The organism is Mesorhizobium sp. AR07, from assembly GCF_024746815.1.
Lineage (GTDB): Bacteria > Pseudomonadota > Alphaproteobacteria > Rhizobiales > Rhizobiaceae > Mesorhizobium.
Genome location: NZ_CP080525.1, coordinates 5,802,936 through 5,823,457, shown reverse-complemented (window position 1 = coordinate 5,823,457; position 20,522 = coordinate 5,802,936). Strand labels below are relative to the sequence as shown.

The 20,522-nt window shown below is 62.6% G+C and carries 19 protein-coding genes and 1 pseudogene; 13 read left to right on the top strand and 7 right to left on the bottom strand.

Annotated features, from left to right (window positions below; translation table 11 throughout):
- Positions 1-359: 359 nt before the first annotated feature.
- The 4 genes and pseudogenes from BPNPMPFG_RS28905 to BPNPMPFG_RS28890 all read left to right on the top strand — a co-directional run bounded on the left by BPNPMPFG_RS28905 (position 360) and on the right by BPNPMPFG_RS28890 (position 3,349).
- Entirely contained in the window at positions 360-998 is a 639-nt protein-coding gene (locus BPNPMPFG_RS28905) for a TetR/AcrR family transcriptional regulator (RefSeq protein WP_258591976.1), read from the top strand.
- A 57-nt stretch (positions 999-1,055) separates the two neighbouring features.
- Positions 1,056-1,238: pseudogene (locus BPNPMPFG_RS28900) on the top strand (aldehyde dehydrogenase family protein); the annotation flags it as partial.
- Positions 1,239-1,416: 178 nt separating this feature from the next.
- Positions 1,417-2,172, top strand: a complete 756-nt coding sequence (locus tag BPNPMPFG_RS28895) for an SDR family NAD(P)-dependent oxidoreductase (RefSeq protein ID WP_258591975.1) — start codon at positions 1,417-1,419, stop codon at positions 2,170-2,172.
- Positions 2,173-2,179: 7 nt separating this feature from the next.
- Positions 2,180-3,349, top strand: a complete 1,170-nt coding sequence (locus BPNPMPFG_RS28890; RefSeq protein WP_258591974.1) for a mandelate racemase/muconate lactonizing enzyme family protein — start codon at positions 2,180-2,182, stop codon at positions 3,347-3,349.
- Positions 3,350-3,352: 3 nt separating this feature from the next.
- Here the strand turns inward: BPNPMPFG_RS28890 and BPNPMPFG_RS28885 are convergent, their stop codons facing one another.
- Entirely contained in the window at positions 3,353-4,483 is a 1,131-nt protein-coding gene (locus BPNPMPFG_RS28885) for a mandelate racemase/muconate lactonizing enzyme family protein (RefSeq protein WP_258591973.1), read from the bottom strand.
- A 78-nt stretch (positions 4,484-4,561) separates the two neighbouring features.
- Here BPNPMPFG_RS28885 and BPNPMPFG_RS28880 point away from each other — a divergent pair, with 78 nt between their 5' ends.
- Complete coding sequence (locus BPNPMPFG_RS28880) at positions 4,562-5,383, top strand: IclR family transcriptional regulator (protein WP_258591972.1); 822 nt, start codon at positions 4,562-4,564, stop codon at positions 5,381-5,383.
- Positions 5,384-5,393: 10 nt separating this feature from the next.
- On the opposite strand, the gene BPNPMPFG_RS28875 is transcribed toward BPNPMPFG_RS28880, so the two are convergent.
- The 5 genes from BPNPMPFG_RS28875 to BPNPMPFG_RS28855 all read right to left on the bottom strand — a co-directional run bounded on the left by BPNPMPFG_RS28875 (position 5,394) and on the right by BPNPMPFG_RS28855 (position 8,776).
- Positions 5,394-6,524 (bottom strand): extracellular solute-binding protein, encoded by a 1,131-nt coding sequence (locus BPNPMPFG_RS28875; protein ID WP_258591971.1) that lies wholly within the window; start codon positions 6,522-6,524, stop codon positions 5,394-5,396.
- A gap of 216 nt (positions 6,525-6,740) precedes the next feature.
- Complete coding sequence (locus BPNPMPFG_RS28870) at positions 6,741-7,175, bottom strand: VOC family protein (RefSeq protein ID WP_258591970.1); 435 nt, start codon at positions 7,173-7,175, stop codon at positions 6,741-6,743.
- A gap of 25 nt (positions 7,176-7,200) precedes the next feature.
- Positions 7,201-7,947, bottom strand: coding sequence for an SDR family NAD(P)-dependent oxidoreductase (locus BPNPMPFG_RS28865; RefSeq protein ID WP_258591969.1), 747 nt, complete (start codon positions 7,945-7,947; stop codon positions 7,201-7,203).
- Between the two features lie 35 nt (positions 7,948-7,982).
- On the bottom strand, positions 7,983-8,285 hold the full coding sequence (locus BPNPMPFG_RS28860) for an IclR family transcriptional regulator C-terminal domain-containing protein (RefSeq protein ID WP_258591968.1): 303 nt from the start codon (positions 8,283-8,285) through the stop codon (positions 7,983-7,985).
- Entirely contained in the window at positions 8,276-8,776 is a 501-nt protein-coding gene (locus tag BPNPMPFG_RS28855) for a helix-turn-helix domain-containing protein (protein WP_258591967.1), read from the bottom strand. The genes BPNPMPFG_RS28860 and BPNPMPFG_RS28855 overlap by 10 nt, the downstream gene beginning before the upstream one ends.
- 560 nt (positions 8,777-9,336) lie before the next feature.
- On the opposite strand from BPNPMPFG_RS28855, the gene BPNPMPFG_RS28850 reads away from it, so the two are divergent.
- The 6 genes from BPNPMPFG_RS28850 (at position 9,337) to BPNPMPFG_RS28825 (ending at position 17,177) form a co-directional block, all read left to right on the top strand.
- Positions 9,337-10,863, top strand: a complete 1,527-nt coding sequence (locus tag BPNPMPFG_RS28850) for an ABC transporter substrate-binding protein (protein WP_258591966.1) — start codon at positions 9,337-9,339, stop codon at positions 10,861-10,863.
- 71 nt (positions 10,864-10,934) lie between these two features.
- Positions 10,935-11,885, top strand: a complete 951-nt coding sequence (locus BPNPMPFG_RS28845; protein ID WP_258591965.1) for an ABC transporter permease — start codon at positions 10,935-10,937, stop codon at positions 11,883-11,885.
- Between the two features lie 4 nt (positions 11,886-11,889).
- On the top strand, positions 11,890-12,786 hold the full coding sequence (locus BPNPMPFG_RS28840) for an ABC transporter permease (protein WP_258591964.1): 897 nt from the start codon (positions 11,890-11,892) through the stop codon (positions 12,784-12,786).
- A complete protein-coding gene (locus BPNPMPFG_RS28835; RefSeq protein WP_258591963.1) occupies positions 12,786-14,804 on the top strand; it encodes an ABC transporter ATP-binding protein in 2,019 nt (672 codons plus the stop codon). The genes BPNPMPFG_RS28840 and BPNPMPFG_RS28835 overlap by 1 nt, the downstream gene beginning before the upstream one ends.
- A 17-nt stretch (positions 14,805-14,821) precedes the next feature.
- Positions 14,822-15,994 (top strand): mandelate racemase/muconate lactonizing enzyme family protein, encoded by a 1,173-nt coding sequence (locus tag BPNPMPFG_RS28830; protein WP_258591962.1) that lies wholly within the window; start codon positions 14,822-14,824, stop codon positions 15,992-15,994.
- Positions 15,995-16,001: 7 nt separating this feature from the next.
- Positions 16,002-17,177: a mandelate racemase/muconate lactonizing enzyme family protein gene (locus BPNPMPFG_RS28825; protein WP_258591961.1), complete on the top strand. Its 1,176-nt coding sequence runs from the start codon at positions 16,002-16,004 to the stop codon at positions 17,175-17,177.
- A 21-nt stretch (positions 17,178-17,198) separates the two neighbouring features.
- Here BPNPMPFG_RS28825 and BPNPMPFG_RS28820 read toward each other — a convergent pair whose 3' ends face one another.
- Positions 17,199-18,053, bottom strand: a complete 855-nt coding sequence (locus BPNPMPFG_RS28820) for an SMP-30/gluconolactonase/LRE family protein (protein WP_258591960.1) — start codon at positions 18,051-18,053, stop codon at positions 17,199-17,201.
- A 206-nt stretch (positions 18,054-18,259) separates the two neighbouring features.
- Between BPNPMPFG_RS28820 and BPNPMPFG_RS28815 the strand changes: the two genes are divergently transcribed.
- Complete coding sequence (locus tag BPNPMPFG_RS28815; RefSeq protein ID WP_258591959.1) at positions 18,260-19,036, top strand: SDR family NAD(P)-dependent oxidoreductase; 777 nt, start codon at positions 18,260-18,262, stop codon at positions 19,034-19,036.
- Between the two features lie 74 nt (positions 19,037-19,110).
- A complete protein-coding gene (locus tag BPNPMPFG_RS28810) occupies positions 19,111-20,460 on the top strand; it encodes an ABC transporter substrate-binding protein (RefSeq protein ID WP_258591958.1) in 1,350 nt (449 codons plus the stop codon).
- Positions 20,461-20,522 lie beyond the last annotated feature (62 nt).

Genomic DNA, 20,522 nt, shown 5'->3' with positions numbered 1-20,522 from the left:
TCCTCCCATGACGCATGCTCCACCAAATTCTTATGCACCATCTAGTTACTTTCTTAACGCCGACCTGTCAACTGAGCTCCGATAGCGGCCGCGAGCCATGATACGGGTGTTCCGCAACCCGGCCGATTGCACTGCCGGTGCCTCTATGTAACTATTGGGTTAGTTGAGAACCGGGCTTCTTCTCAGAAGCTCGGCGGCTAAGGGAAGCCCCTGCGATTTGCCGCTGTACCGGTTCCTGGCTCCCGCGGGATCGGGTTTCGACAATTTCGCAGGCTGTCCTAGGCACGATCCAGTTACTGCGTCATATCCGATAGAGATTTGCTGGATTTGAAATGGACCGGTTAGGGAAAGAGATGTTGGTGACGAAGGCAAGGAAGCCGAGAATCCGCGATGCGGATGCCACTCAAAAGCGGATACTTGCCGCTGCCAAGAAGGAGTTCGCAAAAAGCGGCTTCGGCGGGGCGCGCGTCGATGTGATCGCCGAACGCGCAAAGGCCAACAAGCGAATGATCTACCACTACTTCGACAGCAAGGAGAAGCTGTTTCAGAAGGTCGTGGAAGACGCCTATGTCGATATCCGGACAGCGGAGCAGAGACTCGAACTTGCGAGCGTCTCCCCACCCGAAGCGCTGGAACGCCTCGTCCGCTTCACGTGGGAGTATTATCTCCGCAATCCCGAATTCATAACCCTGGTGAACAGTGAAAACCTGCACAAGGCCAAGCACCTGAAAAAGTCGGAGGTCATCCACCAGGTGAGCCGGCGCTTTCTCGACATGGTCGGATCGCTTCTGGAACGCGGCGCGCGGAGCGGCGACTTCCGCGAGGGCGTCGATCCCGTCCAGCTCAACATCACGATCGCGGCGATCGGCTACTACTACCTGACAAACCGGTTTACCGGTTCGATCATCTTTGAGCGCGATCTCATGGCGCCGGCAGCGCTGGAGGAACGCATACAATTCAACGTTGAGACAATCAGGCGACTTGTCTGCCTGAAATAGGTCTTGCAGGAATGGGCGCACGGACGCGCCGATGCGCATGCCCTGGCCAGGGAGCACGGGGGGCAGCAGCGTATGGGCCGCGCGCTCGACTACGGCATGGTTGCCATCAACCGTGTCAAGATAACCGGCGCGCCGATCCCCTTTGGGGGCGTCAAGCAATCCGGCATCGGCCGCGAGGGGTCGCGCCACGGGCTCGAAGCTTTCACCGATCTGAAGTATCTCTGCCTGGACGTGGCGTAAGGTGTGTCGATATTCAGGTGATGCCGGCCTGACCGCTCCAACGTTGTTGCCCCACTCAACGGTCATGCTGCATTTTCCGTCATTGCGGACTATTGTCTGCAAAAGCGGAATACTCTAACCTGACGAGATCGAACGGCCGCGCATGATGCGTCAATTCATCACCAGCAAGAGGCATGCAATGAGCACTTTTTCGACGCCCTACGCGATAGCGGTCGTCGGCGCGGCAAGCGGCATAGGGCAGGCTGCCGCCGCCCTTATGGCTCGTCGCGGCGCAAAGATCATCTGCCTCGACCGCAACGGCCAAGGTGCTCGCGCCACGGCCGACGAAATCCTCGCAACCGGTGGCGAGGCGTCGGCCTATCCGATCGATATCACCGACCGGATATCGAACAGCGCGGTATGGGACAGCGTCATCCGCGAAACCGGGCAATTGCACGCGGTGGTCAATTGCGCCGGCATCACCGGGCAGACCAATCTCAAGGCGCATCAGGTCGACCCGGACGATTTCGATGTCGTCTACAAGATCAACATGCTTGGCGCGCTTCTTGTCTCGCAGGCGGTGCTGCCGCACATGCTATCGAAAAACTATGGCCGCATCCTTCATCTCGCCTCCATCGCCGGAAAGGAAGGCAATGCCGGCATGACCGCCTACTCGGCGACCAAGGCGGGCCTGATCGGCATGGTGAAGTCGATGGGCAAAGACTATGCCGAGACCGGCATCACCATCAATTCGCTGGCGCCCGCCGTCATCCGCACGCCGATGGTGGCGGCGATGCCGGATGCACAGGTCACCTATATGACCGACAAGATTCCGATGAAACGCTGCGGCGAGCTCGACGAGGCCGCCGAGATGATCTCCTGGATCGTTTCCCCCGCCTGCAGTTTCACCACCGGTTTCACCTTTGATCTTTCCGGCGGCCGCGCAACCTATTGAGCAGATCATGACAAGCAAGATCGCGCGGCTCGAAGTCATCCCGGTCGTTTCGTCGGTCGTTTCCGCGGGCGATCTCGACGGCACGACCGACACCGTGATCATAAAGATCCACGACGAGGACGGTCGCTACGGATTCGGCGAGGCCGACGCGCCGCCATCCGTTGTCAAAAGCTTCCTCGAAATGCCGACTGCTCATCTGTGGAGCCGCAATGCAGGTGAGATCCTGATTGGAGAGGATCCGATCGAGATCGCGGCAATCTGGCAAAAACTCTATGACGGCACTTTCTGGCCCGGCCGGCGCGGCATCGGCATCCATGCGATCTCCGCCATCGACATCGCCCTTCACGATCTTGCGGGAAAGCAGTTCGGCGTACCGGCCTACAAGCTGATGGGCGGGGCGCGTCGCGAAAAATTGAGACCTTACTGCACCATTTTTCCGGGCCTCGCGCAGGGTCGCGGCATCAGGGACCTGATGCGGGAAATCGGCCGGCAATTCGACGCCGCGCTCCAGGCAGGTTTCCGAGCGGTCAAGATGGAGGTGCTGTTCTACGATCTGGTGACCGATCGTGAGCTTGCCGGGCTCATCGGTGAAGGTCGCCGGATGCTTGGCGACGACATCCTGATGGCTGTCGACTTCGGCTATCGCTGGCACAATTGGCATGATGCACTTTTCGTCCTCGATCGAATTTCCGACTGCGACATCTTCTTTGCCGAGGCGACACTGCAGCACGACGATCTCGCGGGCCATGCTCGGCTCGCGGAGAGGAGTTCAATCCGCATTGGCGGCGCGGAAGCCGCCGCCACCCGTTTCGAGATTCGGGAGTGGTTGACCGTTGCCGGGGTCGGGGTGGTCCAGCCAAACATCGGACGCGGCGGCGGACTGACCGAGATGCGCCGGATTGCCGACATGTGCGAACTTCACGGCGCCGAAGTCGTGCCGCATGGCTGGAAGACCGGCATCACGTCGGCGGCCGGCCGGCATTTCCAGGCCGCCTGTCAGGCGAGCCCGGTCTTCGAATATGTTTCGCCGCATGTGTTTGACAGCGTCTTGCGGCGCGAACTGGTTTCTCCCGAGCCAGCCGTCGTCGACGGGCTGATGGAACTGCCCACCGGGCCTGGCCTGGGCATCGAATTGAATGAAGAGCTTGTTTCCCGCTGGCGCACGGACGGCAAATAGGCCTCATCCGACCCGAAATCTTGCCACGGTCTCCGGATCGAGGGTCACACCCAGTCCCGGCCCTTGCGGAATGGCGATCCGGCCATCGGCGCCGATCGGGAAATTTTCCTTCGTCAGATGCCAGCGCAGCGGCGACTGGCTGGTGGAATATTCACATGGCTCGTCCATCCAGTGCTGCGACAGGAAAGCGAGGTTCGCCGCGATGGTTATGTTCGATTTGTAACCGTGCGTGACCACGCGTTTGCCGAGCCTTTGCGCCAGTTCGGCGATCCGCATCAGTTCGGTGATGCCGCCGGCCATGGTCACGTCGGGTTGGGCGATGTCGATCTTGCCGCGCTCAAAGGCTTCCTCATATTCGAAGCGCGTGGTCAAGCCGAGATCGCCGCCGCCGATCGGCACATCAAATCCTTGAAAACGCGCATGCCCGTCGAGATCGTCGATCGGTAATGGCGCCTCTACCCAGAAGAAATCATGCTCCTTGAAGATCGGCATCAACGGCAGCCCCTCCTCGGCCTTGGCCCAGGCGGTCGCGGCGTCGACCATCAAACGGATGTCGGGTCCGACATGCTCGCGCGCCGCCCGTATGAGTCCAGCCGTCTTGTCCACGTCCTCGCGCCAGAACGGGTCGGCGACGATCTTGATCGCCTTCAGCCCGAGCTTGAGCCCACGGTCGATATTCTTGCGCACATCGTCGGCCGTTTCGCCAAGCGGATAAACGGTCCCGTAGGCCAACACGCGGTCGCGCCGACGCGCGCCGAGAAGCTGGCCGACACTCTTGCCGAGCGTCTTGCCGCGCAGATCCCACAGAGCAATGTCGACGGCGGAGATGGCGTGAATGACCGCCCCGCGCCTGCCGTAGTAGCTGGTGAGGTCGTACATGCGATCCCACAGCCCCTCGACATCGGATGGATCGGCGCCGAGGATTGCTTCCTTCAGGCCCATGGCATGGGTGTGGGAGCGCGGTGCGTCGACGATGGCGCGGATCACCGAGGGAACGCTGTCCACCTCGGCAATCCCGGTAAGACCTTCGTCAGTGTGGACGAGAACGAGACAATTGTCGTATGACCCGTCGAAGGTATCGCCGGTCCAGCCGGGTACACGCAGTTCGATGACCTCGATGTCGATGATTCTCATGATCCACCCCTCCCGCAGACTCACGCAAGGTAACATTTCCAAATACCGGACGATAGTCCACAATGCCGGAACATCCAAATGCGCACCTCGATAAAACCAGCCGCCGCGAAAAATCCCGATGAACCCGGACGGGACGCCGCCGATGACGAGAGCACGGGTTCGCGCAGCGTCCGGCGCGCCCTCGACATCTTCGAGTTGATGCTGCGGCAAGGCGAACCCGTTACCGTGGCGCAGATCATCGCCGAGCTTTCGATCCCGAAGTCGACAGCCTACGAACTGGTGCGCACCTTGTCGGAAGGGGATTATCTGGCTCCGTCGGGCAAGGGCAGCGGATTGTTTCTTGGCCGCAAGCTGTTCGAACTCGGCATGGCTTATCGCAGCCATGTCGATCTGTTGAAGGACGGCAGCCAGATCGCCGAGGAGTTGCGCAACGAAACGGGCGAGACCGTGCAGCTCTCGGTTCTCGACAACGATCTGATGATGGTGCTGCTGAAGGAGGAAGGCATTCGCCCCTTGCGCATCATCAGCAATGTCGGCTCGCGCGTTCCGGTCAACTGGGCAGCGGCCGGGCGGCTGCTGGTTTCCGACATGGATGACAAGGCGCTGACGACCTTGCTGACCGCCACAATCCGCCAATCACCAACCGGAAGGGCCATCACCGACGTCAGCAAGCTTATCGCCCAGATCCGGCGGTTCCGCCGTCAGGGCTATGCCACCGAATTGAACGAGACCAACGAACATGCCGGCTGCGTCGCCGCGCCGGTCATCGATGCATCCGGTCGATGTGTCGCGGCGCTGAGCGTGGTTGCGCCCGAACAGCGGTTGGTCAAACCCAATCGCGACTATCTGATCGTCAGCGTCATCAAGGCGGCGGAAAAGCTGTCGCGACGGCTCGGCTGACGGCGGCATCCTATCCGGCGGCGTGCAAGCGCTGAAGTTCGGTGAGAAGCGCGTCTTGCGTGACGCTGCCGCGCAGATGCGCCTCGATCAGGTCGCCGGCCCTTTCCTGGAACGCCAGATAGCCTTGGTAGCGCGGCCTGGTCCAGCAGGCTTCCATGGTCGCCATCGTCTGCCGGTAGCAGCCGCCGAAGCGTTCGTTGATCGCCTCGTCCTGCCAGGCATCGCGGCGCGCCGGCTGGCCGTGATGCAGGGCGAAAGCGTGCTGCGTGGCCTGCTCTGCGGCGAAGCGCGCATAGGCAAGCGCCTCGGAGCGATGGCGCGTGTGCGCCGACACGCCGAGGCCGGTGCCGCCGATTGTCGAGCCGGCCGGCCCGTTGGGTCCGGGGAAATCGTGGAAGCGCAGCGGTCGTCGCTGGTCGGCCTCGGCATAGGTCGCGTAGCAATAGACCGCCGGGCAGAAAACCAGGTCGTCGCGCTGCATCATCTGATCATGCAGTTCGATGCTGTTCCAGCCGAGCACCTCGGCCGGGCAGACGCTCAGCAGGTCGCGCATGAGGCCAAGAACCTCGCTTGCCGCATGCCGGTCGGCGAACTCTGCGTCTCGGCCAGTCGCGCAAGGCGTGCCAAGATTGGCCATCAGCGTGAAGAACGTCATCAGGCTGTGCACGCCCGATAGCCCAATGCCCAGCCAGTGGCCCTTGCGCCGGGCCTTCCCGCCAAGCGCCATCAGGTCGTGCCAATTGGCCGGGATGGCCGTGTCCAGCGCCCGGATGAGGTCGGGCCGCGAAACGGCGACCTGGCAGGCGGCATCGACAGGCATCGCCCAGAGCGATCCTCCCAGTCGATAGGATTCCAGCGACGGTCCGACGAACGGGTCCTGCCCCGGCGCAATGATATCGTCGAGCGGCACGAGACAGCCTGTCGCCGCGATCAGGCCGGTAAAGGGGTGATCCAGAATGATGAAGTCGAAGTCCTTCGCCAGCATGTCCACCGGAGTAAACTCGAAACCGCTCAGCGGCCGCGACGACCATTCGATTTCGACCTCGGGATAACGCGCCCGGAACATCGGCATCGTTTCCACCAGGGGGTCGATCGCACGCCGATGATTCCAAGTCATTCCGCGCAGCTTGATGGGGGCCATCTCCAACTCCATGCTCTCGCTTCCGACATAGCACAAGCGACGCCAGAGTCTACATTATTGTACTTATATCCGGCATTTCGGAATACTCGCGCTGCAAGGCATTGAGACGGCGGCGGACGTGGGGTAACAGCGAACAGATCCGGCTCGATCGGCCTGAAAGCGCGCTTCCATGGCCATGGCATCGCTTGGCTCACGGCAACCGGCGGCCAGTTCGGTTCACCCTCTCTCGAACAGCTCGATGATGATGCCGTTGGGGTCGCGCAGATAGCCCGCGGTGCAGGCAGCCATCGCAGGATCACGGATGCTGGTCATCTCACCCAACACCGTAGCGCCGGCGGCAATGAGCCGGCGGAACGTGTCATCCATGTCCTCGACGTCCAGACAGACATGCCCGACCCCGGGCTTGTCCGGCAAATCCGCCGGATTGTCGCGGCCCCCCTCGGCATACTCGATGAACTCCATGTGGTGCCCATGGCCATGAAGGTGAGCAACACGTATGCGCGCATCGGGCACGCCTGTGACTTTGGCGACCCAGGCACCCCGGCGCTCGACAATCCCCTGCCCCTCGAACCCGAGCTCGTCGGTCCAGAACCGTACAGCCTTTTCGAGATCGGGAACCGTGAAACTCGTGTGATTGAACCCGATGATCATCCTCGCTCTCCATCACATTTAGCGTTCATATTGTGAGATAGCCGCCATCGACCGGGAGCGTCACGCCATTGATGAAACCGGCTCCGGCCGAGGCGAGGAAAACCACGGGGCTGGCCACTTCATGCGGTTCACCAAAACGCTGCCACGGACAATGCCAGCGCAGCCATTCGTCCGTGGAACCATCTCCCTTGCCCCCCATGGGCGTGTCGATGTACCCGGGCGCCACCGCGTTGACCCTGATCCCGAACGGCGCGAATTCGCGGCACATCACTTGGGTCAGCGATCGAATTCCGCCCTTGGAGGCGGTGTAGCCTACATGAGCGAACCCGCTGGCGAAGGCCACGACGGAGGATATATTGACAATCGAGCCGCGTGTCGTCTTCAGGGCGGGCAGGAAGGCTCGCGCCATGTTGAATGCCCCGGTCAGGTTGACCGCGATGTTGCGGTCCCACACCTCGCCGGACGCCGCGTCGTCGATGCGCTCGTTTCCGGCCACTCCGGCGTTGTTTACCAAGATGGACAAGTCACCGTGGCTGTTTGCAACATAGCTGGCAAACGCCGTAAGCGCCTCTCGATCGGTGACATCGAGCCGCTCGCCCCGGGCATCCAGCCCATCGGTTTTCAGCGTTTGCGCGGTTTGATCGGCCGCGGTCGGGTCGATGTCGGCGACGATCACGCGAGCACCGGCTTCCGCCATTCCACGCGCGATGGCGGCTCCGATGCCGCGGCCCGCGCCCGTCACCAGTGCCAGCCTGCCTTCGAGCAGCTTCATCCCTTCATCTCCCGTCCAGCCGCCGGCGAAGCCCGCTAATCCTCGGTCATGCGTGCGATTGTCTTCAGCGCTTCCAAATGGTTCTCGAACTGCTTCCTGAACCTTTCCGTGGGCACGGAGATGCCCAAGGCGACCTTGCCTTCAAATCCCTCCACCGGCACGGCGAGACAGCATAGACCAATCGAAAACTCCTCTTCCTCGACGGCATATCCCTGATCGGCGATCCGCTTCAATTGCGCGAGAAGCGAGTTTCGATCGATCACCGTTCGGCTTGTCACCGGGACCAGCAGGTGTGGCGCCAGATGGGATTCGCGTGTCTCGGCATCAGTCAAGGCCAACAGCAGCTTGCCCGTGGCTCGCGCGTGGGCGTGGCCGCTATAGCCGTGGGGCACCTCAACCGCCTGAACCGCCGATTGTCCCCTGGCCTGGCCGTTGCCAGCACGACGATTCGTCCGTCGATCCAGCCGCTGGCGTACGCGGTTTCGCCGGTCGCCGCGACGGCTGCACGGACCTTCGGCGCGATGAGCTCGGGCGGTGCGATCTGCCGGCGGAAGCCTTCCGCTATCGGCGCTGCGGCCAATCCAAGAACGTAGCGGTTCTGAGCGTTTCTGCGCAGGATGCCGGTGCCGAGCATCGTATGCAGCAGGTGGTATGTGACCTGGCGCGGCAGGTCGAGCTGTTCACTGATTTCCTTGGCTTTCAAGCCATTGCCGCTACGGGCGACGCAAAGCAGGATCGCCACGGTTCGCACGGCTGTCTGGACGCGCGGCTTGGAATCATCCTGGTCGACCTCGGCCGATGCTGACAATGGATCCTGGGGTCGCACCATTTGATCATCCATTGATGCGTCTGCGGCCATTGCGAAAATCGACACTGGCCATGACACGACCTGGCATCGCCACGGCTGAAAGCAACGGCACCCGCATTTGTCCGCGCGACCTTCTAGCCCGAAACAAGCGCGGACAAGCGACGGCACGCTGTCGGCTTGTCGTCCCTTCGATCCACGGCGTCATACAGTAATGCTACGCCGTTCTGATTGTCAAATACCATTATCTATGTCAACATATGATATAATTTAGGGCTCTTTACATCAAAACCATCACATACTGATGTTTTCACACAGTATGGGCGCGGTAGCCCTATGGATTATGACTGCCATGTTCGGCTCCACCGCTTCAGCGGAAGCCACCCGGATGCGCTCGGTTGCCGCAAGGAGCGCCCGCTCGCTGAGCGGCCGGCGGCGGCAAGGGCGCAATTCGCTCCGTCGGTTTCTTGACTCACGAGGGAACCCGGATATTGTGCCAGTCTGTAAACGCGAACGCTTGTCCGGCATTTCGGAATAAAAGCGCAAGGGAACGTCTGTCCGTTTATAACAGGGAGGAGAAACCAATGAGCACGACCAAGTGGTTGTCCGGGATCGCCATCGCGGCACTCGGTTTTGCAGGCTGGATGCCGGCGGCCTTTGCCGCTGCCGGCGACGAATGCGTGAAGATACTGGGCTACGAATGGAGCGGCGAGAAGCAGTCCATGGATCCCGCCGACATGCATTCCGGCGACGATGCCTATCACACCTTCGCCGTCTACAATCGGCTCGTCGACATCGACGACAATTTCAACGTTCTGCCTGAGCTGGCGACCGAATGGTCGGTCTCGCCGGACGGCCTGAGCTGGACCTTCAAGTTGCGGCAGGGCGTGAAATTCCATTCCGGCAAGGATTTTTCATCGGCCGACGTGGTCTGGAGCTTCAAGCGGTTGCTCGATCCCAAGACGGGTTCCGGCGCCCAGGCTGTTCTCGAATTCCTCGATCCGGACGGCATCACCGCGCCGGACCCGTCGACCGTGGTGTTCACCACCAAGAAACCGGTGGTCGAGCTGCCGGTCCTCATAACCAACAAATTCACCAACATCGTGCCGAATGGCGCGACCGGACAAACGCTTCGCCTCCATGAGGATGGAACCGGTCCATTCATGCAGGAGCAGTTCACACCCAACGCGCCAGTGCGCATCCTGCGCAAGAATCCGAATTATTGGAAGGCCGGCGAACCCAAGTCGGACTGCCTGCGCATCACTGTCGCCCAGGAAGCGGTGGCAGCCGTTTCGGCGATGAAGGCCGGTCAGATCGATCTCATGCTGAATGTCGATCCGTCGGTCATTTCTTCCCTGAAGGACGATCCGTCGGTCCAACTTCTGCAAACCGCGGCGTCGAACTCGATGACGATTTCGGCTTGGGTCGACACGCCGCCATTCGACAACCCGAAGGTGCGAGAAGCGATGAAAGCCGTCGTCGATCGCCAGGCGATGGTCGACACCGTGCTGCTTGGTTTCGGCGAACCCGGCGCCGACAATCCGGTGCCCGTCGGGAGCCCGGCCTCCTACACCAAGGAAGCGCCCAAGCAGGATATCGAGCTTGCCAAGAAGCTGCTCGCCGAAGCGGGATACAAGGATGGGCTGAAGTTCGATCTCTACACCGCCGAAGGCGTGCCCGGCATGGTGCTGATGGCGCAGGTCTACGCCGAGATGGCCAAGCCCGCCGGGTTCGACATCAATGTCATCGTCACGCCGGCCGACAGTTTCTGGGACGATGTGTGGCTAAAGAAGTCGATCACGACCTCCGCATGGTCGATGCGGCCGCCAGGGGAAGGTCTCGCAACCGCCTACACCCAGAACGCCAAATGGAAGGAGACGCATTGGGAGCGCCCCGACTATGACGCGCTGCTCCTGAAGGCCAACACAACCGTCGATCCGGCCGAGCGCAACAAGCTGTTCCAGCAGACCGGCGAATTGCTCGCCAAGGAGGGTGGATTGGTCCTGCCGATGTTCGTTCACCAGGTGCTTGCGCTCCGCAAGGGCTGCGAAGGCTACACGCCGCGTGCGCAGAACTTCAATCTGAACTTTGAAACCCTCTCCTGCAAGTAACACCGGGCGGCCCCAAGTTCGAAAGCTCGGGGCCGCTTCCTGTCCAACGTCGGCGTCGCGAGGAACAAGCGGTGACCATTTTCAAACTGGTGGTTCGCCGGGCCTTGATGTCCGTGGTGACGCTGCTGATCGTCTCTCTTATCGTCTTCGCGATGCTTGAAGTCTTGCCTGGCGACGTTGCCTCGCGCATTCTCGGGCGCGACGCGACGCCCGAGGCGCTGGCGCTTCTGCGGACCAAGCTCGGCCTCGATCATGCGGCGCCAATCCGCTACTTGGCATGGCTCGGCGGGTTGCTCAGCGGCGATCTCGGCCAATCGCTCGTCTCAAATCGTCCTGTCACATCCATTCTCGGCCAGCGCATCTTCAACACGGTGCTGCTCTCGACCTATGCCTTGCTGCTCTATCTGCCGCTGACGATCATTCCCGCGCTGTTGCAGGCCTTGAACCGCGACAAGCCGCTCGACCATGCACTCTCGGTGGTCACGCTGGTTCTGCTGTCGCTGCCGGATTTCCTGCTCGCAACGCTGCTGCTGCTCGCCTTTGTCGTCATGCTGCCACTGTTGCCCGCCATCTCGCTTGTCGACGCAACATCGAGCGCCTGGGAATACATTCGGGCGATGACGCTGCCGGCGCTGACGCTCGCCATCGTCATGTCGGTCTATGCGGTGCGCATGCTGCGCGACAACCTGATCGAAGTGCTCGATTCCGACTATATCCGCATGGCGGAGTTGAAAGGTCTGTCGCGCCGCCGCGTGCTGCTGCGCCACGCGCTGCCCAATGCACTTGTGCCGACGCTCAACATCACAGCGCTGAACCTTGCTTACCTGGTCGGTGGCGTCGTCGTTGTCGAGAAAGTGTTCTCCTATCCCGGCTTCGGAAGCCTGTTGGTCGACTCCCTGCAGCTGCGCGATCTGCCGGTCATCGAGGCGACAGTGATGATCGCCGCTTTCGTCTATGTGGCGGCCAATCTCATGGCCGATGTCGCGGCGATCCTGATCAACCCACGACTGCGCGCGAGCTGACCCAATGAGCGTCGAGCAAGCCAATATGCCCGCCCCGCCAAGCCGTCTGAGTGGCCTGCTGCCGCTATGGCGACAGACCCCGATCAGCTTCCGCATCGGCCTGATCGTGCTCGTCATCCATCTGATCGTCGCGATTACCGGCCCGTTCTGGGCACCTTACGGCTTTTCGCAGATGGGCACCGGGCGGCCGCTTTCGGGAATGAGCCTTGCCCATCCGTTCGGCGTCGATCAGCTTGGCCGCGACATTTTCAGCCGTGTCGTGCACGGCAGCCACATCGTTATCCTGCTTTCGCTGTCGGGAACGCTGCTCGGTCTTGTGATCGGCGCCATTCTCGGCCTGCTCTCCGGCTATGTCGGCGGTTGGGTAGACGAACTCATCCAGCGGCTGCTCGAAGCACTGATCAGCATTCCCTTTCTCGTCCTTGCGCTCCTCGCCATCGCAGCCGCGGGCAGCGAAATGTCCGGCAATCCGGTGTTGATCGTGCTGGTGGTGGCACTCGTATACGCGCCGCGCATCGCCCGCATGGCGCGGGCGGCGGCCATCGACATCGCGACGCGCGATTATGTCACCGTCGCGCGGCTGCGCGGCGAAAGCGCGTGGTCGGTGATGCGTCGCGAATTGCTGCCCAATGCAAGCAGCGTCCTCCTCGTCGAATTCGCACTGCGCGCCGGCTACGCCCCGGTGCTGATCGGCTCGCTCGGTTTTCTCGGTTTCGGACTGCGCCCGCCAACGCCGGAGTGGGGACTGATGATCAGCGAGAACCGGGCGCTGCTCATCATTTCGCCGATCACCGTACTCGGACCAGGCTTGTCGCTGGCGTCGCTCGTCGTCGGCCTCAATCTGTTCACTGAAGGCCTCGCGCGCATCCTCGGCCGCACCGTGAAGCTGGGAAACCAGTAATGCAGGATGCCGTATCTCCCATCGTCGCGGTCGAGCATCTGTCGGTCTCCTACCGTCAGGGCCAGGGCTTCCTGCGCGTCGTCGACGACGTGAACTTCACCATCGCACCGGGCGAAGTCTTCGGCCTCGTGGGAGAATCCGGCTGCGGCAAGTCGACCGTCGCGCTGCAGCTTCTCGGCTATCGTCCGCCGGCCATGCGCACCGATGGCGGCGCGATCCGCTTCGACGGCCATAACCTGCTGGCGCTCGGCCGCCCGGACCTGGACCGCCTGCGCGGCGCCCGCATCGCTTTCGTGCCGCAAAATCCAACGACGGCGCTCAACCCCGGCATAAGGGTCGGCGGACAGATCGACGAGGCCCTTGCCGCGCACGGCTTTGGTGCTCCACAAAAGCGCGTCGGGCGGACCCGGGAACTCTTCGATCTCGTCGGCTTGCCGGCGGCGGCGGATTTCCTGGCGCGCTTTCCGCACCAGCTTTCCGGCGGGCAGCAGCAACGTGTCTGCATCGCCATGGCGCTTGCCTGCGACCCGGCCTTCGTCGTGCTCGACGAGCCGACGACCGGTCTCGATGTCACCACGCAGGAGCAGATCATCGCGCTGCTGATCGCCTTGCGCGCGCGGCTTGCCATGTCGATGCTCTACGTCACGCACGATCTCGCCTTGCTGTCGCAGATCGCCGATCGCGTTGGCGTCATGTATGCCGGGCGCATGGTCGAGATCGCGCCGACCGCCGAACTGTTTTCCAATCCGAAACATCCCTACACCCGAGGTCTGATCGGCTCCATTCCCCGCATCGACGATCGATCCGGCCTGCCGGCGCGGCCATTGCGCGGCCTGCTGCAGCGGCACGATCTGCCGCCCGGTTGCCCGTTCGCGCCTCGCTGCGACTGGGCGCTGCCACTTTGTTCCACCGACCGGCAAGCGTTGCAGCCGGCAGGCCCCAGACGCGAGGTCGCCTGTTGGCGCTGGCCCGGGATCGTGGCGCCCGCGGACGATCGGCCGGTTGCCGCTCCGGTTGCCGCGGCGACGAACAAGGAACTCCTCGCCGTCGAGAACGTCAGCGTCGTCTATGGCCGCCCCGGCCGCGGCTTCACCGCCATCCGCGACATCACCCTCAACATAAGGGAGGGTGAGACATTCGCGCTGGTTGGCGAATCCGGCAGTGGAAAGTCGACGCTGGCGCGCGCCGTCGCGGGGCTGATCGCACCCACCAGCGGACGCATCTCCCTGTCCAGGAAGCCGCTCGCCGGCCGTGTCAAGCAACGCGACGCCGAGGAGCGCCAGCTGATCCAGTTCGTGTTCCAGAACCCCGACGCCTCGCTCAATCCCCGCGCCCGCATCAGCCGTGCGCTGGCACGACCGCTGGAATTCTTCTTCGGCAGCAAGGCCGAGGCTCCCGTCGTCGCCGCGCTCGCCGATGTCAGGCTGGACGCGAAATACGCCAACCGCTTCCCCGACGAACTGTCCGGCGGCGAGCGCCAGCGCGTCGCCATCGCCCGCGGCCTCATCGCCGAGCCGTCGCTGCTTTTGTGCGACGAGATTCTCTCGGCGCTCGACGTCTCGGTGCAAGCCAGCATCCTGGCACTCTTGCAGCGGCTGAAGGCCGAGCGCGGCATTGCCATGCTGTTCATCTCTCACGATCTCGCGGTGGTGCGTATGCTGGCCGACCGCGTCTGCGTGCTGTTTGCCGGCGACATCATGGAAATGGGGCCTCGCGATCAGGTCTTTTCAGCGCCCTTCCACCCCTACACCCACAGCCTTCTCGACGCGGTGCCGACACCGCTGCGGTCACGCCCGGATGCGAGCCGCAAGCCCGAAACGGCAAGGCCGCCGACGCCCGATGGCTGCGCCTATGCCGGTCGCTGCGCCTGGCGGATCGGCGACATCTGCGACAAGGAGGCGCCGCCGTGGCGCAAGACGCCGGAGGGCCTGAACATACGCTGCCATCACCCGCTCGACGAACTTGAGCGCCGTGCAACCTGGCCGAACGCTCCGGAAGTTTCGACCAACGCAAACTGACAACGGGGAAAGACACCGTGAAGATCACCAAAGTCGAATGCTTCGTGCTTCTCGTCCCGGATTACCGAGCCGACGCCTGCTCGTCGGCGCAAGACAATCTGGTCGTCAAGATCCACACCGACGAAGGCCATGTGGGCATCGGCGAGACCGACACCAATCCGTGGGCCGCCCGCGCCATGATCGAGGCGCCGGGCACCCACATCATGGGCCTCGGCCTCACCGAGATGCTGGTCGGCGCCGATCCGAGCGATGTCGAGGGCCTATGGGACAAGATGTACAAGGGTTCGGCGATGACCGGGCGTCGCGGCCTCGGCATCTGCGCCATGGGTGCGCTCGACATGGCGCTCTGGGATCTGCGCGGCAAGGTCGAGGGCAAGCCATGCTGGCAATTGCTCGGCGGCGCGGTCAATCCGACGATCACGCCCTACGCCTCGCTGCTGCCAGAGGGCGACGATCTCGATACCTACACCCGCATTCTGGTAGAACGAGCGGAAAAAGCGAAGGCGCTCGGCTTCCGCGCGGTAAAACTGGAGGTCTGCACCAAGGGGCCGTACTCGCACAATTCGCTGCAGATCGAGGACGATCGTGAGATCGCGAAAATCGTCGCGGCATGCCGTAAGGCGATCGGCCCTGAAATGACGGTGATGGTCGATGTCGCCTATGCCTGGCGCGACTGGAAGGAGGCACTGCGTGCCATCGAGATGTTCGCCGACCAGGACATCTTCTTCATCGAGACGCCGCTTCCGTCCGACGACGTCGAGGGGTACGCCAAGCTGGTCAAGGCTTCGCCCGTCAGGATCGCCGCCGGCGAATGGCTAAACTCACGCTTCGAGTTTCTCGAACTTTTCCGCACTGGCGGCCTGGACGTCGCGCAGCCCGACGTCGGTCGCGTCGGCGGCCTCACCGAAGCACGCCGGGTCGCCATGCACGCCGCCGACCATGGCCTGCTCGTGGTGCCGCATTGCTGGAAGTCGGCGATCGGCATCGCCGCTTCGGCGCATCTCTCCGTGGTTTCGCCGACCTGCACCCACATCGAATTCCTGCCGCGCGAGCTTGCCGATTCGCGGCTGAGGACGGAGCTATGCTCGGAAGAACTGCCGATCGTCGACGGCCGTATTCCCTTGCCCACCAAGCCCGGCCTCGGCGTTACACTCGACGAGGCCGCACTTTCCACATTCCGCGTACAGTGAGATGATCATGAAGATTGAAGCAGTCGATTTTTTCTATTTGTCCATGCCTGTCGTCACCGATGCCGGGGACGGAAGCCAGGATGCCCTGGTCGTTCGGGTCGCTGCCGGCGGCATGATCGGCTGGGGCGAATGCGAAGCCTCGCCGCTGGTGTCCATTGCCGCCTATGTCACGCCGATGTCGCACGGAGCCTGCAAGCCGGTGCGCGACGTCGTTCTCGGGCAACAGCTGGAGACCGCCTCCGACATAGCGCGCATCGGCGCCGCGGTCGAACTCGAATGCATGGATCTGCTGCAGGCGGCCCACACCTTCTCCGGCATCGAGATGGCATTGTGGGACCTTCTCGGGCGCAAGCGTCAGGTTCCGGTCTACGAACTTCTCGGCTACGCCAGGGCCTATCCAAAACTGCCCTATGCGTCGCAGCTCTTCGGCGACACGCCGCAGGAAACGCTGGCGGGTTGCCGTTCGGCGCGGGAAAAGGGCTTTCGCGCCGTCAAATGCGGCTGGGGTCCGTTCGGCCGCGGCAGCCTGGCCGACGACCGTGACCACCTTCGGGCCGCGCGCGAGGGCCTTGGCGATGGGGGAACATTGCTGATCGATGCGGGTCAGATATTCCGCGAGGATGTAGACGCGGCCGCTGCGCGCATCGCCATGCTCGAAGACGTCGGCGCGCTCTGGCTCGAGGAGCCGTTTCACGGCGGCGCCTACGACGCCTATGCGGCGCTGGCCGCAAGGGGCGGCAAGGTGCGTCTTGCCGGCGGCGAAGCCTCGCACAATGTTCACATGGCCCGCCAGTTGATCGACTACGGCAAGGTCGCCTATGTCCAGATCGATTGTGGCCGCATCGGCGGCATCGGTCCGGCCAAGCTTGTCGCCGACTTCGCGGCGGCGCGAGATGTAACCTATGTCAACCACACCTTCACCTCGCACCTGGCGCTCTGCGCTTCGCTGCAGCCCTATGCGGGCTTGAAGGATCATGTCATCTGCGAATATCCGTTCGCGCCCAAATCCGTGGCCTGGGACATGAGCGAAACCCATCTCTTGCCAAACGCGAATGGCGAGGTGGTGCTGCCCGCGGCGCCGGGATTGGGCATCACCATGAATCCCGGGGGCATGGCGGCCTATGTCGTCGATGTGGAGATCTCGGTGAAAGGCAAGGTCCTCTATCGCACACCATCGCTCTGACCGCTTCCGCGCAATGCGTCGTTATAGTTCGGGATAACGCAGCCTCAGGCCCGGCGCTGGCATCGGCGCGGTATGCACCGACCAGCCGCAAAGGCTGGCGATGATCAACGTCTTCCTGTCGCCGCCGCCGAAGGCGATGTTGGTCGGGGCGACCAGCATAAGCTGTTCCCAGTCATCGTAGAGCGTGATCAGCTCGCCGCCCGTCGTCAGGCGATAGATGATGTTGGGGTTGTACAGGCTGATATACAGATCGCCATTCTCGTCGAGCGCCAGACCATCGGGCACTTGCCGCGGCAATTCCACGACGACGACGCGCGCTCCGGCGCTGCCGTCGGAGTTGATCGCGATCCTGGAGACAAGCGGCGGACAGGATTCTACAACATAAAGCCAGCGTCCATCGGCCGAGAGGCACATGCCGTTGGGAAATGCGCACGCCTGCCGGTCCCATATCATGGCCGTGCCGCCGGGAGCGACCTTCCAGATGAAACCGTCTCGCGCACCCCATGTCCCCGAATCCGAGACATAGAGATTGCCGCCATCGTCGAAGACCGGATAATTCGGCACGCGCATCTTCTGCTCGGCATTGCCGGCCGCATAGACGGTGACCTTGCCGTCGGGCGTGATGCGGTGCACGCAGGCCGAGCGGTCGTCGCAGGCATAGGTGTTTACGCCGGCGTCATGCGCAAGGCCAAGCAGGAAGCCGCCCGCGACCCGCGCCACTTCCTCCAGCGCGCTGCCGTCCAGGGTGAAGCGATAAAGCTGGCCGGCCTCTCCCCCGGCATAGGCTCTGCCATCCGGCCCCCACGCCACGGCCTCGGGATGGTCGAAGGCAAGGCCGACATTGGACAGCGCCAGATGCTGATGGTCGCTCGACATTGTGCAAGGTTCCTGAAAAACGAGATGATGGTTCGATGGCCTGGCGCAGGCAATGCGGTACGAGCCGATTCAACGCTTGACGATTTCCCTGCCAAGTCTAATCTGTTCCGAGATGCCAGATCAAGGTCCAACATTCCGGAAGGAACCAGGAGCGCGTTGGTCGGGCGAGGCTGATAAATTGCCGACGCGCAGTCAGGATATGCAGCATGGGTTTGCTGGACGACAGGATCTGCCTCGTCAGCGGCGCCGGCCAGGGGCTGGGCCGATCCGTGGCGCTGGAAATGGCGGCCGAGGGGGCTGGCGTCGTGCTGCTGGAACGCAATCGCGAAACGCTCGCGGCAGTCACCGCCGAGATCGAAGCGACCGCGGGCAAGGCGCATCCCTACGTCCTCGACGTCACCGACTATGACCGGTATGGGCAGATTGTCGGCGACGTCGTCGCATCGCTCGGACGCATCGACGTCCTCGTCAACAATGCCGCCGTCAATCCTCCGACCAGAACCCTGCTCGACGACACGCTGGAAGACTGGCGCCGCACCATGACGGTCAATCTCGAGGCGGTCTATATGGGCAGCAAGCTCGTCGCCCCGCATATGGTGAAACAGCAAGCGGGCAGGATCATCCACATCGCCTCGATCCAGGGCTTTGCCTCGAGCGGCGACTGCGGTTCCTACAACGCCGCCAAGGGGGGCATCATCGCCTACACCAAGTCGATGGCGGTGGAACTCGGCCGCCACAACATTCTGGTCAATGCCGTGGCGCCTGGTTTCATGACCACGCCGATGTCGATCGTCAACGGCGTCGATGAGACGACCACGCCGGATTTCATCGACTGGTATGTCGACCGGCGCAAGATCCCGCTCGGTCGCAGCGGCAGTCCCGAGGATGTCTCCGGTACCGTGGTGTTCCTGGCATCGGACTACTGCCGCTACATGACCGGGCAATTGCTGGTCGTGGACGGCGGGCTGATGAGCACTTTCTGACCCTTGCGCGGGCGGGAGAACGCCGCGCCTGGGATATTCGCGTAACTGGGGCAAAAATAGGGAAGGCTGAAAGCATGCATGATTTCAAGCTACGGGACATTTCCCGCCGCAACTTCTTGAGAACGACCGCCGGGCTTGGAGCGGGCGCCGCGCTCGGCGGCATCCTGCCGTCGGCGCCGGCATACGCGCAGGACAAGACGCTCGACATGTGGTGGTGGGGCGAACAGGAGTTGCCGGGTCTGCAGGCCTTCGTCAACAGTTCCATTGCCGGCTACAAGGAAGCAACCATCAAGGCCATGCTGCAGGACACCGCGGTGGTGATATCGCAGTTCCAGACCGCGGCGGCCGCCGGCAAGGCACCGGATATCCAATATCTGTGGAACGGCATCTATCACATGGAAAGCGTGTGGTTCGGCTACCTTCGCGGCCTCAACGGCGTGGTCAATGCCGACGTGCTGGCCGCCTCGAACCCAACCAAGCTCAGCCATTTCGGCGGCAACGTCTACCGCGTCGGCTGGTATCCGCTGCCGATGCTCTGGATCTACAACAAGAAGCTGTTCGAACAGGCCAAGCTCGACCCCAACACGCCGCCGGCGACGTGGGATGCGCTGCTCGATGCCTGCGAAAAGCTCAAGACGGCCGGCATCGAGCCGCTCGGCGGCGGCATCCAGGACGGCTATTGGAGCGAGTGGTACATCAGCCACGCATTGCCGCAGAATCTCGATTCGCTCGGCGAGGCTGTCGAACTCTTCATCGGCGACAAGGATTTTCGCGATCCGAAATACCACGAGCACTGGGTAAAGCTCGAGGAGCTCAAGACACGCGGCTTCCTCAACAAGGACATGTCGTCGCTCGAACTCTATCCCGGCATCGATCTGGTGGCCGCGGGCAAGCTCGGCATCGGTCAATCCATCGGCACGCGCCTGCCTGCCGACCTCAAGACCGCCGACGGCCAGATCGGCGTCATGGTCATGCCGGGATACGGCAAAGGCAAATTGGCCGGACAGCCGCTGCTCGACGTGCAGGGTCTCGGCATCTCGACCAATTCCAAGGATCCGCAGGCGGCCGCTGCCTTCATCGAATATCTTCATTCACCCGAGCGGCTGAAAGCCTTCTGGGATGCAACCGGCTGGATACCGTCCAACAAGAACTTCGACACCAGCGTCATCAAGAATGACGCGGTGCGGCTCATGTGGGAGAAATGGGGGCTCGGGCAGAACATCTCGAACGTCACCAACGTCATGCCGGGCCAATTCTACGAACGGGCCGCCATCCCGACCGGCCAGCAGATCGTGCAGGGCTCCATGACCGGTGAGCAGGCGGGCGAACTGGCCGCCCAGACCGCCAAAGAGTGGCGCGACTTCAACCCGGATCTGGTCGAAAACTATCGCAAATGGGCGGTGGACCTGTCCTCGCCAACCTGATGTTCGCGGCCGGCGCGCGGCTCCCGCGCTCCGGCCGTTTTCGTCCAGCATAGCAGCGCAAC